This is a genomic window from Chitinophaga ginsengisegetis (genome assembly GCF_900168065.1).
GTDB lineage: Bacteria > Bacteroidota > Bacteroidia > Chitinophagales > Chitinophagaceae > Chitinophaga > Chitinophaga ginsengisegetis.
This window is the reverse complement of record NZ_FUZZ01000001.1, coordinates 2,498,388-2,512,195: the sequence shown is the minus strand read 5'-3', so window position 1 is coordinate 2,512,195 and position 13,808 is coordinate 2,498,388. Positions and strand designations below refer to the sequence as shown.

The 13,808-nt window shown below is 44.2% G+C and carries 8 protein-coding genes; all 8 read left to right on the top strand.

Annotation, left to right across the window (positions count from 1 at the left end; all coding sequences use genetic code 11):
* Positions 1-33: 33 nt before the first annotated feature.
* Positions 34-2,385, top strand: a complete 2,352-nt coding sequence (locus B5Z18_RS09960) for an amylo-alpha-1,6-glucosidase (RefSeq protein WP_143313538.1) — start codon at positions 34-36, stop codon at positions 2,383-2,385.
* Between the two features lie 4 nt (positions 2,386-2,389).
* Complete coding sequence (locus B5Z18_RS09955) at positions 2,390-4,459, top strand: kojibiose hydrolase (RefSeq protein WP_235015896.1); 2,070 nt, start codon at positions 2,390-2,392, stop codon at positions 4,457-4,459.
* Between the two features lie 373 nt (positions 4,460-4,832).
* Positions 4,833-5,816, top strand: a complete 984-nt coding sequence (locus B5Z18_RS09950) for a glycoside hydrolase family 99-like domain-containing protein (protein ID WP_079469203.1) — start codon at positions 4,833-4,835, stop codon at positions 5,814-5,816.
* 84 nt (positions 5,817-5,900) lie between these two features.
* Positions 5,901-6,857 carry an L-rhamnose/proton symporter RhaT gene (gene rhaT, locus B5Z18_RS09945; RefSeq protein ID WP_235015895.1) on the top strand — a complete coding sequence of 319 codons (957 nt, stop codon included), beginning with the start codon at positions 5,901-5,903 and terminating at the stop codon, positions 6,855-6,857.
* A 244-nt stretch (positions 6,858-7,101) separates the two neighbouring features.
* Entirely contained in the window at positions 7,102-7,695 is a 594-nt protein-coding gene (locus B5Z18_RS09940; RefSeq protein ID WP_079469202.1) for an RNA polymerase sigma-70 factor, read from the top strand.
* A gap of 58 nt (positions 7,696-7,753) precedes the next feature.
* On the top strand, positions 7,754-8,881 hold the full coding sequence (locus tag B5Z18_RS09935) for a FecR family protein (RefSeq protein ID WP_079469201.1): 1,128 nt from the start codon (positions 7,754-7,756) through the stop codon (positions 8,879-8,881).
* A 310-nt stretch (positions 8,882-9,191) separates the two neighbouring features.
* The gene (locus B5Z18_RS09930; protein WP_159454249.1) at positions 9,192-12,359 is read left to right on the top strand and encodes a SusC/RagA family TonB-linked outer membrane protein; all 3,168 of its coding nucleotides are present in this window, start codon (positions 9,192-9,194) and stop codon (positions 12,357-12,359) included.
* 11 nt (positions 12,360-12,370) lie between these two features.
* The gene (locus B5Z18_RS09925) at positions 12,371-13,798 is read left to right on the top strand and encodes a RagB/SusD family nutrient uptake outer membrane protein (protein WP_079469199.1); all 1,428 of its coding nucleotides are present in this window, start codon (positions 12,371-12,373) and stop codon (positions 13,796-13,798) included.
* Positions 13,799-13,808 lie beyond the last annotated feature (10 nt).

Sequence of the window (13,808 nt, the reverse complement as noted above, 5' to 3'; positions counted from 1 at the left end):
GAGCACTTATTTAAGAAAGATTAAACTGGTTTTATGATTGTTAGAAAGACGGCAATGATATCAGGTGTCTTTTCTTCCTTATGTTTATTTACACAGGCGCAGACTTTTGATCAGTATTTTACTGTCGGGATAAGCAATGAGGGAAAGCATAAAGGAATGCCATATGTGGCTGCCGGCGACCGTTCCTATATCATCGGCAACCAGGATGGTAATTTCCCGGATATGGGCGGGCATGTGAAAGGGGAGATGGGTGGACTCTGGGCGCATCCCATTAAAATGATGGATGGTTTTTGGGTGAAGATAAAAGATATCCATTCCGGAGAAAGTGCCTGGCTGAAGGATGCCGATGAATTCATTAACTATCCACACGGAAATAAACTCGTTTATGGGAAGCCGCTCGTCAACACCTCGGTGACACGGTTTCAGTTTTGCCCTGATGGGAAACCCGGTATTATTGTCGAATACACCCTGAAAAACCACGCTGCCGAAGCGAGGAGTATTACGCTGGAATTCGCCGCTAAAACAGATGTCAGCCCGGTTTGGTTCTCAAAGGAAACAGGCGTTAATGATGCCAGCGATGTAGTGGAATGGAACGCTGTACAATCTACTTTTACTGCCAGGGATGAACAACATCCCTGGCATATAAAGTGGGGGGCGTCGCAACCGGCTGTTGAGCATCTTGTGGGAGACAAGGTTTTCCTGCCGGAACAAACCATTGGAAATGGAGCAGCGGCTTCCTTAACCTACAAAATAGCGCTGCCGGCCAATGGAGCGGCCACCATAGTTTTCGTGGTGGCAGGCTCCAACCGCAACGGGAAGGAAGCGGACGCCGTATACCAGGATCTTCAGAAGCACCATGCGTTGTTGTTGAAAAAAAAGAATACCAGTTACCGGGTATTGTTGGAGCGTGCGAAAATCACTGTTCCCGATAAGTCGCTACAGCAGGCGTACGACTGGACTAAAATAAATACGGCGTGGCTTACCCGTACCGTACCCGGCATTGGAACTGGGCTTGGCGCCGGGTTGATGGAATACCCATGGTGGTTCGGTTGCGACAATACTTATGCGGTACAGGGATTGTTAGCAACGGGGAATATAGAGCTGGCAAAACAAACCTTGCATTTGCTGTTTGAACAATCGCAAAAGGTAAACGGGAATGGCAGGATTGCTCATGAGATTTCCACAAATGGTACTGTTACCAATAAAGGCAATACGCAGGAGACGGCGCATTTTATCATGTGTGTAGGCCGCTTATACGAGTATACCGGCGATACTTCTTTTATCAGGGAAGTATATCCATACATCCGGCAAGGCATTGACTGGCTCCTGGGAGAAAAAGACCAGAATCATAATTTATTCCCCGAAGGGTACGGGATAATGGAGATACGTGGCCTGAATGCAGAACTCATTGATGTAGCGGTGTACACCCAGCAAGCCCTGGAAGCAGCTACTATGTTGGCTTCTGCCATGAACGATACTGGCGCCAAGGCACGATATGATAGCTTGTCGGTATTGCTGAAGGATAAAATAAATAAAGAATACTGGAGTAATGAGCAAAGCCTCTACTGCGATTTTTATGGCACCACCGCAGATGCCATTTCTGCCTGTAAAGGAGCCATAGAACAAGTACAACTGGGTGAGCGGAGCGATACAGGAACAGCCAGGATGGTGACGTATTATCAGCAATTAAAAGACGCGGTGGAAAAAATGCCGGCGGCTAGCCAGGGATGGGTGCTGAATAAAAACTGGGTAATCAATACGCCAATGGAAACAGGGATTGCCCCCCGCGAGAGGGCGTTGCATTCTCTTGATGTTATCCGCAAAGAAAATTGCGGTCCTTATGGCCCCTATTTATCGGCAGCCATCGACCGGCGTCATATGATGACCATCGCTACCGGCGTACAGGCGGTAGCGGAGTGCCGCTATGGGCGTATTGATGAAGCCATGTGGTATGTAGGAAAAATTGTGGAAACGTTTGGCCAAACCTTGCCCGGATCTATTTCTGAAATGATGCCCGACTATGGCTGTTTCACCCAGGCATGGACCAACTACGGAATGACAGTGCCGCTGGTAAAATATGTATTTGGAGTACAACCCGATGCCATTCATAAAAGGATCTTATTGGCGCCTCAATTTCCTTCGAATTGGAAGGAAGGCAAGATAGAACACCTGCCGGTGGGAGATAATGTATTTTCTCTTTCGGTGGAAAAAGCCGCCAATACCGTTAAATATACGGTTATACAACAAAAAAAGCAGTGGGGCATTGTATTCAGTACGGAGTACGAAAAAGGAAGCCAATATTATCTCAATGGAAAACTACTGGATGGGAAACCGTTATTGATACCTATGAATGGCGGGAAGAATGAACTCATTATTAAAGATTAAATGTATGGAGAAAAAGTTCGTCAGTAAACGGAGCAAGCATCTTTGCAGGGTTGCACATATGGTTTGTTTTTTCCTCCTGTGTAAGGAAGTTACCGCGCAGGATAAATGGAAAGCAGAAGCGCAGAAAATTGATCCATCCGCCTACTATGGCATCACGGCGGCCAACGGCATGATTGGTATCGTATCTTCTCCCGAGCCGTTTAAGGTAAAAGACGTCGTATTGGCCGGGGCTTTTGATCTATATGGGCGCGGGCGCGTCAGCAATTTCCTGAAGAGCTTCAACCTGTTGAATATGTACCTGGAGGTAGATGGCAAAAGAGTAGATGCAAAATCGGTTACAAATTTTCAACAGTCGCTCGACATGCGGTATGCAGGATTCACCACTTCTTTTGACGTCACTGATAAAGCTTTTGTGAAAACAACTTACTATGCTTTACGTCATTTACCCTTTACCGTGCTGATGGATGTGGAGGTAACGGCGAAAAAGGATATTACCATCACAGGCGCCAGCCTGATGGAGGCGCCGGATGCACTGCGCGATGTTCAGAATTATTATAATGAAATTGACAGGCCCCATACCTCCATATCACTCCTGACTTCATCTGCCAGGAGTCCTACGGGTAAGTTGCTGATGTGTGCTTCCAATACTTTCCTGTTTGCGGAACCGCATGGCCGGGAGCCTAAGGTGATCCACGAAATGTGGGATAACAATATGCATGGAATGAAGTTTAGCCGTACGGTTAAAGCCGGGGAAACCTACCGTTATTCCCTTGCCGGTTCCTCCATTACTTCTGCCCAGCACAACGATCCATTAAACGAAGCGGAGCGTATGACTTTATACGCAAAGCTGGAAGGTCGCGACCGGCTTATCAGTTTCCACAATAAGGCCTGGGACGAATTATGGAAAAGCGATATTGTGATTGACGGAGATGCACAGGCACAGCAGGATGTGCATAGCATGATGTATCATTTGTATGCATTTATCAGGGAAGGTACCGGATATTCCTTGTCACCTATGGGGTTATCTGGTTTGGGATACAACGGCCACGTTTTCTGGGATGCCGATTTGTGGATGTTCCCCGCCTTGTTGGTACTTCATCCGGAGTTAGCCAGGAACATGGTGGAGTATCGCTACGAAAGGCTGGAAGCAGCCAGGCGCAATGCATTTGCACATGGATTGAGAGGCGCCATGTTCCCATGGGAAAGTGCCGAAAGCGGTGAGGAAGAAACGCCGGTATGGGCATTGAGCGGGCCTTTTGAACATCATATTACTGCCGATGTAGCTCTGGCAGCCTGGAACTACTATCAGGTAACACAGGATCGGAAATGGTTAAAAGAAAAAGGTTGGCTTATCCTTTCTGCTACTGCCGATTTCTGGTCAAGCAGGGTGGAACGCAACGGACCTGGAAAATATGAAATCAAAAACGTAGTAGCCGCAGATGAGTGGGCAGAGAATGTAGATAATAATGCATTTACCAATGCCGCTGCAAAAGCTAACCTGTACGCTGCTATTGAAGCGGCAAAGATATTGGGGGAAACACCCGGCGCCGATTGGAAAAATGTAGCTGATAATATCCCCATTTTAAAACTCGGCAATGGTGTTACAAAAGAGCATGCCACTTATAATGGCGAAGGGATTAAACAGGCGGATGTAAATCTGTTGGCATACCCGCTGAAAGAAATTACCGATGCCGGACAAATAAAGAAGGACCTGGATTACTACTCCACACGCGTACCGAATGAAGGGACGCCTGCTATGACACAGGCCATCTTCTCCCTGTTGTATGCCAGGCTGGGAAATGCAGAAAAGGCAGCTCGTTTCTTTAAAGACGCATATGAACCCAATCTGAATCCACCATTCCGGGTTATTGCAGAAACCAAGGGCGGTACCAATCCTTACTTTGCAACAGGTGCGGGCGGTATTTTGCAATGTGTGATGATGGGCTTCGGTGGACTGGATATAACGCCCGGAGGGATTAAGCAAGTACCGTCAGTATTACCCAAAAATTGGAAAAGCCTCACGATGACTGGCATTGGTGTGGAAAAGAAAACTTATAAGGTGAGTAATAAGTAGTACTGGTAGATGAATCTAGACTGTTCGTAAAAGGACGTCTCAATTTTGTATTGAGGCGTCTTTGTGCTTTTGTGGAAGATATCGTGGAGCAACGAACGCACTCAGACGCGGTGGGATTTTCAGAAATAAAAACTATCTCAAAAAAACTAAATATTTCGATCATTTTACAAAATCACTACGAAGCAATCTTTCGTAGATTCATTCTATGAAGAGAAAAATGCATGCTAAAAGAAAGTTTGTTCGGAATAAAATTGGAGGCTTACTGGCAACAGTTTGACCGAATGAAGTCTTCGCTGGAATCAAATATCGAAGTAGTCCATAAAAGAATCGAAAGTTAAGGTGTGGAAGTGGTGAATTGTTTGCCTTAATAGAGATGGAGATTAATGCCGCAGCCGATCACGGTATTAACGTTTTCATTTTCGATTGGTACTGGTATGACGGTCTGCCTTTCCTGGAAGGCCATTTAAATGACGGGTATCTTAAAGCGCGTAATAATGACCGGGTGAAGTTCTACCTGATGTGGGCCAATCACGATGTGAACCTGGCCTGGGATAAAAGGAATGCGGACGACGCATTCAACGGTAAGAACAATGACCTGATCTGGCGTGGAGATATTGACCGGAGGGAGTTTGAAAAAATAGCCTTGCGTTGGATTCGAAAGTATTTTAGCCATCCGTCTTATTACAAAATAGATGGGAAACCGGTGCTGATGATCTATGATCTGAAAAAACTGGTGCAGGGGTTGGGAGGTATTGAACAGGCAAAAGATGCGATTGATATGCTGGAAAGAAAAACAAAACAGGCTGGTTTCCCTGGAGTACATCTGAATGTGATGAGTTGGATGCTCAACAACAAATTTTTGCAGCAGGTGCGAGGTGTATCCCGCCCAAAGGATTTACAGGCTTTTCTGGACGGACTTAATTGCGGCAGTGCGTCTACTTACTGCTATCTCCATCATAATGAATATAGTGAGAAGGATGGATTTCCTTCCGCGCCCATTCAAACTCTCTTTGCTTCCATGGAGAAGTACTGGAATTCTATTATAAAAGAATTCCCTGGCGTATTGTATACCCCGAATATATCAATGGGATGGGATGCAAGTCCGCGTTGCATGCAAACGGATAAGTTCGAATATAGACGTTATCCGTGGACACCGGTGTTTACAGGAAATACACCAACAGAATTTCAGCGGCAACTGACGAAAGCCAAAGAGTTTCTTGATATCTACAAACCACGGGAGAAAATTGTCGTGATCAATTCCTGGAATGAATGGACAGAAGGGAGTTACCTGTTGCCAGAGAAAAAGTATGGCGATGCTTATCTGAAAGCGATAAAAGCTGTGTTTGGAAATAACTAGTGTACGAATAGTTCCGGTTTGTTGACCCCAATTCTGTACGTACCGGTGAGTGCGTAAATCTTTCAGGGCAGGTAATTAATCAATATGGAGGCTTTATTAGGAGTTATTTTTCATTTCATTGGCGGTTTTGCCTCCGGGAGTTTTTATGCGCCCTATAGAAAGGTAAAGGGATGGCAATGGGAGAGCTACTGGATCACCGGAGGGCTTTTCTCCTGGTTGATAGTGCCACCTGTTGCGGAAGCCGTTACTATCCCGGGATTTATAGATATTATTAAAAGTACGCCCTGGGAAACGATCAGGGCTACACTGATCTTTGGATTGCTGTGGGGGATAGGGGGGCTTACGTACGGACTGGGTATAAGATACCTGGGTATGTCGTTGGGAAATTCAATAGTGTTGGGATTTTGTTCTGCCTTTGGAGCATTGGTGCCTGCCATTTACTATAACTTCTATCCCGCGGAGGGTAAATCTACTTTTACCGAATTGCTTACAACGTCCTGGGGCAGAGTAATACTGGCCGGGATCGCAGTTTGCCTTCTTGCCATTTATGTATGTGGCCGCGCAGGAGTATTGAAGGAAAGAGAGCTTACCAAATTGCAACAGAGTGCGTCCGTTGCTGAATTTAATCTAACGAAGGGATTGATTGTAACGATCGTAGCCGGTATTCTCAGTGCCTGTTTCAATTTCGGCATTGAAGCGGGGAAACCGATGACAGAGGTGGCGGTGGCCGCAGGTTGTAATCCCCTGTATCAAAACAATGTGATATATGTTACGCTGCTGTGGGGAGGACTTTTAGTTAACCTGATATGGTGCGTATTGTTAAATGTGCGCAATAAATCCTTTAAAGACTACACCAATGCCAAAACACCGCTGCTGAAAAATTACCTGTTCTCCGCATTGGCCGGCATCACCTGGTATTGCCAGTTCTTCTTTTACGGCATGGGAGAAAGTAAGCTCGGAAATGGCGTCAGCAGCTGGATTGTTCATATGGCATTTATTATCCTCATTGCAAACATGTGGGGGGTACTCATGAACGAATAGAAAGGCGTAGGCAAGAAGGCGAAGCTACATGTACAAGTTGGTATTCTGTTGATTATCGCCTCAGTTGTGTTGGTATGGCAACTCTTTGAAATAGTTAGCCGTCATTCGTATACAGGTGATCCCATCATAAATAAAACACCAGGCTGAATGCCCGGGTGACGGCTACAGGCAATCAAACCAATTTGTCCGGGCATCTTTTTCGGTTTGGTCAAAATTTGATTAAATTTGTTACTCAGATAGTATCATGTCCGGGTTAAATGAATTAAATGACAACCAACTTTATCAGCGTTTAGCTGATGATGATCAGCGCGCGTTCGAATTGCTTTATGAAAGATACTGGAAACAAATGGTGTATAAAGCATTTTGTAAACTAGATTCTTCTAAAGATGCTGAGGAACTCGTTCAGGACACCTTTATTGATATCTGGAAAAGCAGGAAGCGAATTGTGCTTAAACATAGTTTCCATACCTTTATTGCTGCTATTGTGAGATATAAGATCATTGCCAAAATAGCAGCCAGAAACAAGTCTCCTAGAGATTTCGTGGACATTTCCCAAATACAGGTTACCGAAGATAGCACTGAGCGGTTGTTATATCTACGTGACCTGAATGCTGAGATAGAATTGGCTGTAAAGGCATTGCCGGAGAAATGCCAGATGGTTTTTCGCATGAGCCGGGAAGAAGGGAAATCCGATAAACAGATAGCTGCCGAGCTTTATATTTCCCAGAAAACAGTGGAAGCGCACCTTCATAAGGCGCTTAAAATTTTACGGAGAGCTTTAGGAAAGCTCCATTTCCTACTACTTCTTGTTTACCTCATATGCATAATTAAAAAATAATTTTCGCCGGAGTAAGGGCAAACCCCAAATTTGATACACTATGTAAGAAAAGTATAGAATGGAGCGCCTTACAATTGAGCAGATAAATGAGCTTGCCGAAAAATGGTTGAACAAAACAATAACAGCCGAGGAAGAAGCACAACTGTATCAATGGTATGATACAGATGGTGAGCAACCATTAAGCTGGACTGGTGAAGACGAATCGGAAGAAATGCTCAGAAGCCGCTTATATAAAGCGATAAAAGAAAGAACAACACGCTCACGGACCTTAAGAATATGGGTCTCTTCTGCTGCGGCTGCCATCCTGGTTATGGCTATCTCCTCTATATATTTTTTGAACAATAGACAAGCTTCCACAACCGGACAGGCCAAATACGAAAAACGTCAAAGCACTGCCCCCACACTTACTTTATCTAATGGAAAAAGAATAATACTAAGCGATTCAGGCTCAGAAACTTTTACGGAGGCCTCGGGCATAACCATAACTAAATCATCTGGAGGCGGGCTGATATACCACATCTCCGAAACAAATGAACAGGCAGATAAGATAGGATATAATACCATCGAAACCCCCAAAGGTTGCCAGTATCAAATCGTATTGCCAGACCAAACCAAAGTCTGGTTAAATGCGTCATCGTCGCTAACCTATCCAATAAAATTTGAACGGGACAAAAGAGCAGTTAAACTTATTGGAGAGGGCTATTTTGAAGTTGCACACAATAAAAAGGCTCCATTCAAGGTAACATCATCTTCACATGTAGTGGAAGTATTGGGCACGCATTTTAATATAAACGCTTATGCTGATGAACCAAATGCCAAGGTTACTCTGCTTGAAGGCAGTGTACTTGTTGAAAACTACAATAAGTTAAAGCACTTCCTTTCACCGGGGCAGCAGGCTGTTATTACAGAGAAAAGCATGAATGTGAACAACGTGGATACTGAATTGGCAGTAGCATGGAAGGGTGGCAATTTCTTCTTTGATGACACGCCTATTTTTGAAATTATGAGACAGATTTCCAGGTGGTATAATGTAGAAGAAGTTGTGTACAAGGGCGATCTATCAGCCCTCAGGCTAGGAGGTTCCATATCCAGGACAAAAAGCCTGGAAGAGGTGCTTAAGTTGCTGGAAGTAACAGAGCTTGTGCACTTTACAATTAATGGAAAGAGGATTATCGTGACAAAATAAAAACCTTTACGGGAATGCAAATGAAAAATAGTTGGAGGGGGATCTCCCCGATCCAATGGGCTTCTTATGTCAATTGAGCTAACATTTTATTCAACCAACCGGCAAGTGTGATTAAGACTTTATACTCAATCATCGCTTACCAAAAAAATCTAATCAAATGTATAAACTTTGCACTGGAATTGTGTATTGGGTAAATCGTAATGCCTTAACTTCTCGGCTAACCAAAAAAAGGATTATACGATTCAACCCCATATTCCTTACTTTATTTATCACTCTACTACAGGTTAGTTATGTGTCTACGGCACAAAATGTGTCATTATCCAAAAAGAATGCTACTCTTCAGGAAATTTTCAGGGAGATTAAAAAGCAAACGGGTTATGACTTCCTTTATAGCAATTTGGAATTGAGAAAAGCAACGCGCGTAAGTATAAATGCCAGGAATCAACCTGTTAGCAAGGTGCTGGAAGAATGTTTCAAAGGGCAGCCCTTTGCTTTCTCAATCAGTAATAAAAGTATCGTCATTGTTCCTGCAAAGCCTGTAGGTGCTGAAACAGTAGTAGTTAAATCAACGGTAGTGGTTAAATCATTAGATGTTAAAGGCCGGGTTCTGGACGAACGCGGACAGCCGCTTCAAGGTGCAGGCATTAAAGTGAAAAATGGTAACCAGGCTACCCTAACAAATTCCAGTGGTGAATTTATACTTTTAGGTGTTAACGAAAATTCCGTTCTGGTTATTTCTTATCTGGGTTACGTAACACGTGAAGTAACTGCCCTACCTGATTTAGGAAACATACAGCTCGAAATCAGCAATTCAGGTTTGAACGAAATCACAGTTATTGGATATGGCACTACAAGCAAACGCCTGAATACCGGATCGATCAATTCAGTGAGCGCAGAGGAAGTTGGAAAGCAACCTGTAAACAGTCCGCTATTGGCTTTGCAGGGAAATGTAGCAGGGATGTATGTTACCCAATCGAATGGTTTGCCAGGAGGAGCGGTCAATATCAGCATACGCGGGCAAAATTCAATTGGGGCAGGCAATAATCCATTGTATATAATTGACGGGGTTCCTTTTAATGCCCAGCCTATTGAGCAACAATCAGGAGGGAGCTATTCGCTTGGTGCCAATGGCAGTACCAGTCCTTTTTCCAGCATCAACCCGGCAGATATTGAAAAAATCAGCGTACTTAAAGATGCTGATGCGACCGCAATTTATGGATCAAGGGCTGCGAATGGCGTAGTACTGATAACAACCAAAAAAGGAAAGGCTGGAAAAACCAGCGTCATCTTAGATGTTTACACGGGCATTGGTCAACCCGCAAGTAAAATGAAAACGTTGAGTACGGAACAATACCTGAAGCTGCGGAGGGAGGCCTTTGCCAACGATAATGTGGTTCCCAATCAATCTAATGCTCCCGACCTGACGACCTGGGGTACACAAACCCGGGATTTCCAGAAGCTATTAATCGGGAATACAGCACATATTACTGAGGCTACAGCTTCGATATCGGGGGGGAGCAACCACACCACCTTTTTTGTCAGTGGAACCTACCGCAAAGAAGGCAGCGTATTCCCTGGGAACAAAGGATACCAGCGTGGTTCCGCCTTACTCAATGCCAGCCATGCTTCGAGCAATAATAAATTTACAGCTTCAGCCTCTGTATCCCTTTCAAAAGACCTTAATACACTTGCACCGAGCGATATAACACCTTCTGCTCTGACTTTACCGCCGAATTACCCGCTTTATAATTCAGATGGCAGCTTATTTTGGGATAACAACTTTAGCAATCCAATTGCATCGGTTAGTAATCCTTATGAGACAAAAGCCAATAATATCCTAGCAAACATGGCTTTAGGCTATCAGTTGGCTTCCGGCTTATTGTTTAAAACCACATTTGGCTATAATAAATTGCAGAGTGATCAGCGCTTCGCTTACTTGCAAAGTAATTCAGGACCAAATAGTTTTGGTACTGTAGCGGTTCTGGCATCAAATTTCACAGAAGGGCTTATTGTGGAGCCTCAGCTGAATTATGAAAAAGGCTTTGGCAGAGGTAAGCTACAGGTACTGGTAGGTGGAACCTATCAGAAATCTATTTCCAAAACACCCTACTCTACGGGCCTGACAGGTTTTTCATCAGAGAAGCTGATCTATAATCTTGCCTCAGCCACTACCACTTATTGGCTGTCCAATTCGTCGTCAGAATACAGATATGCCTCTGTTTTCGGAAGGGTCAACTATCAGCTCGCCGAAAAATACATACTGAACATCAGTGGTCGCAGAGACGGTTCATCACGTTTTGGGCCCAATAACAAATTTGGAAACTTTGGCGCGGTTGGTGCGGCATGGATATTTTCCGAAGAAAGCTTTGTAAAAGAATCAATGTCATGGATCAGTTTCGGGAAATTACGTGCCAGCTACGGTACAGTAGGGAATGACCAGATTGCTGACTACGGTTATTTGTCAACTTACAGGAACAACAATTATAAATATGGCGGTGCAGTAGCAATATCTCCGGCAAGGATTGCCAATCCTGACTACAGTTGGGAGAGTACCCGGAAAATAGAGATGGCAATAGAGTTGGGCTTTGCCAGGAACCGCGTTCTGTTTTCTGCCGCAGCCTTCAGAAACAGAACCAGCAATATGCTGGTGAATAACCCATTAAGCGTACAGACAGGGTTTTCTTCTTACCAGGCCAACCTTCCAGCCTTAGTGCAAAATACCGGTCTGGAATTCGAACTGAATTCCAGGAATATTGAAAAGAAAAATCTGAGCTGGAAAAGCACATTTAATCTGACTATACCACGCAATAAACTGATTAGTTTTCCTGGCATAGAAAATTCGACTTACGCAAACACCTATGTGGTTGGCCAGCCACTTAGTATTTTGAATTTGTATCGGGTTAAAGATATTGTTGATGGAATTGTTCAAATAGAAGATGTCAATGGTGATGGAGTGATCAGTAGCGGTATTGCAGCCAACGGCCTTGGTGACTATGTTAATGTTGGACAACTGGCTCCGAAAATGTACGGTGGTTTTACCAATAATTTCAGCTACAAAAACTGGCAACTGGATGTATTTTTACAGTTTACGGTACAAAAAGGCTACAGTAACCGATATGCATCCACGGATCCACCGGGCAGTTTCAGTAATCAGGATGCCGATATTCTGAATGTAGGCTTAAGGCCAACAGCTAGTTTTGGTACACCAGCTTATAATAGTTATCTCCTTTATACTTATTCCGACAGGGTTATCAGCAACGCTTCCTATATCCGTGTAAAGAATATTTCGTTGTCTTACCGTTTCCCGGCAAAATGGACCGGGCGTATGAATATCAACAATGTCAATTTATACCTGCGGGGCCAGAATCTATTCACTATTACCAGTTATCAGGGACTGGATCCGGAAACCCAGCAACCATATGGAATTGTGGTACCGCCGCTCAAAATGTTTACTGTAGGTATTCAGTGTTCACTTTAACTTGTAAAATCATGTTAGCTAAAATCATACTTGCGCATTTTAATAATAGGCAGAGATTTTTAATCTCTCCATTTTTTCTGCTGCCTTTACTGTTTTGGATGGCTGGCTGCAAAAAACTCATCGAAATCCCGGCCCCGGAAAACCAGCTTACCACACCAGAGGTATTTACAGATTCAGCTTCTGTAAATTCAGCGGTATCCGGCCTATACAGTTATATGTACAATTGGAGAAATGTAGAGGGCAGTCCCTATAAGAGTTTTATCACCACACTGTCTTCCCTTACAGCGGACGAAACTTATTATTTCAGCGGAAACCGGTATCCTCAGTTTGAGCAGAATGCCATTCCTGTAGCAGACACCAGGAATTTGCAGCTATGGGCTGATTCGTATACGGCAATTTATATGGCCAATAATATATTGGAGAACATCAACATGCTCGACAAATCTTCTCAGGGTTACCGTAATCAAATTACAGGAGAGGCAAAGTTCATGCGGGCATTGTGCAACTTTTACCTGACCGATATGTTTGGCGACGTCCCCATTATTTTAACAACCGAGGTATCGAAGACGGCTCTATTGCCTAAATCCCCTCAGGCCAATGTTTATAACCAGATCGTTGCCGACCTGAAATCTGCCCAGGAACTGCTTTATGAAGATTATATAGGAACCGGAGCCAGGAGCCGCGTGAACAAATTTGCAGCCATCGCCCTGTTGTCGCGGGTATATCTATACATGAATAAATACCCTGAAGCTGAAGCTGCCGCAAGTCTCGTGATTGGTAAAAACGCGTTCTACAGACTGGAGACAATAGACAGGGTGTTTTTACGCAGCAGTTCAGAAGCAATATTTCAGTTCAATGCCGATCAGAACAATGCAACTTATGTGGCCCGCGATTTTTTGCCTGCAGCAGGAACTGGTATGCCTAATTTTGTAGTCAGGGACAATCTGCTCTCAGCTTTCGAACTAAATGACCTCAGAAAGTCTAACTGGATTGGCAAAGTTGCCTATGGAGGTAAGGATTATTACTATCCGAATAAATATAAACAGACCGGAGTTATTCCGCCTGCGGCCGCAAGCAAAGAGGACGATCTGGTCCTCAGATTAACCGAACAATACCTGATCCGTGCCGAGGCACGTGCACAGCAGGAAAATATCGTTGGAGCAAAAGAGGACCTGAACAAGATTAGGTTTCGTGCCAATCTTCCGGATGTTAATTTAGTCAGCAAAGCGCAAATGCTGGCCTATATTGCTCATGAACGCCAGGTGGAGTTGTTTTGTGAATGGGGGCATCGCTGGTTTGATCTAAAAAGAACAAATAAAGCAACAGAGGTCCTGGCACCACTTAAGCCAACCTGGAAGGCAACTGCAGTACTCTTCCCTGTTCCGCAACAAGCTATCAACAGCAATAAAAATTTAGTACAGAACCAAGGATACAATTAAATAAGAAAAC

Excerpts from the sequence above, each read along its gene's own strand:
- B5Z18_RS09960 (WP_143313538.1), top strand. The coding sequence starts at position 34 with ATGATTGTTAGAAAGACGGCAATGATATCAGGTGTCTTTTCTTCCTTA.
- B5Z18_RS09955 (WP_235015896.1), top strand. The coding sequence starts at position 2,390 with ATGGAGAAAAAGTTCGTCAGTAAACGGAGCAAGCATCTTTGCAGGGTT.
- B5Z18_RS09950 (WP_079469203.1), top strand. The coding sequence starts at position 4,833 with ATGGAGATTAATGCCGCAGCCGATCACGGTATTAACGTTTTCATTTTC.
- rhaT (WP_235015895.1), top strand. The coding sequence starts at position 5,901 with ATGGAGGCTTTATTAGGAGTTATTTTTCATTTCATTGGCGGTTTTGCC.
- B5Z18_RS09940 (WP_079469202.1), top strand. The coding sequence starts at position 7,102 with ATGTCCGGGTTAAATGAATTAAATGACAACCAACTTTATCAGCGTTTA.
- B5Z18_RS09935 (WP_079469201.1), top strand. The coding sequence starts at position 7,754 with ATGGAGCGCCTTACAATTGAGCAGATAAATGAGCTTGCCGAAAAATGG.
- B5Z18_RS09925 (WP_079469199.1), top strand. The coding sequence starts at position 12,371 with ATGTTAGCTAAAATCATACTTGCGCATTTTAATAATAGGCAGAGATTT.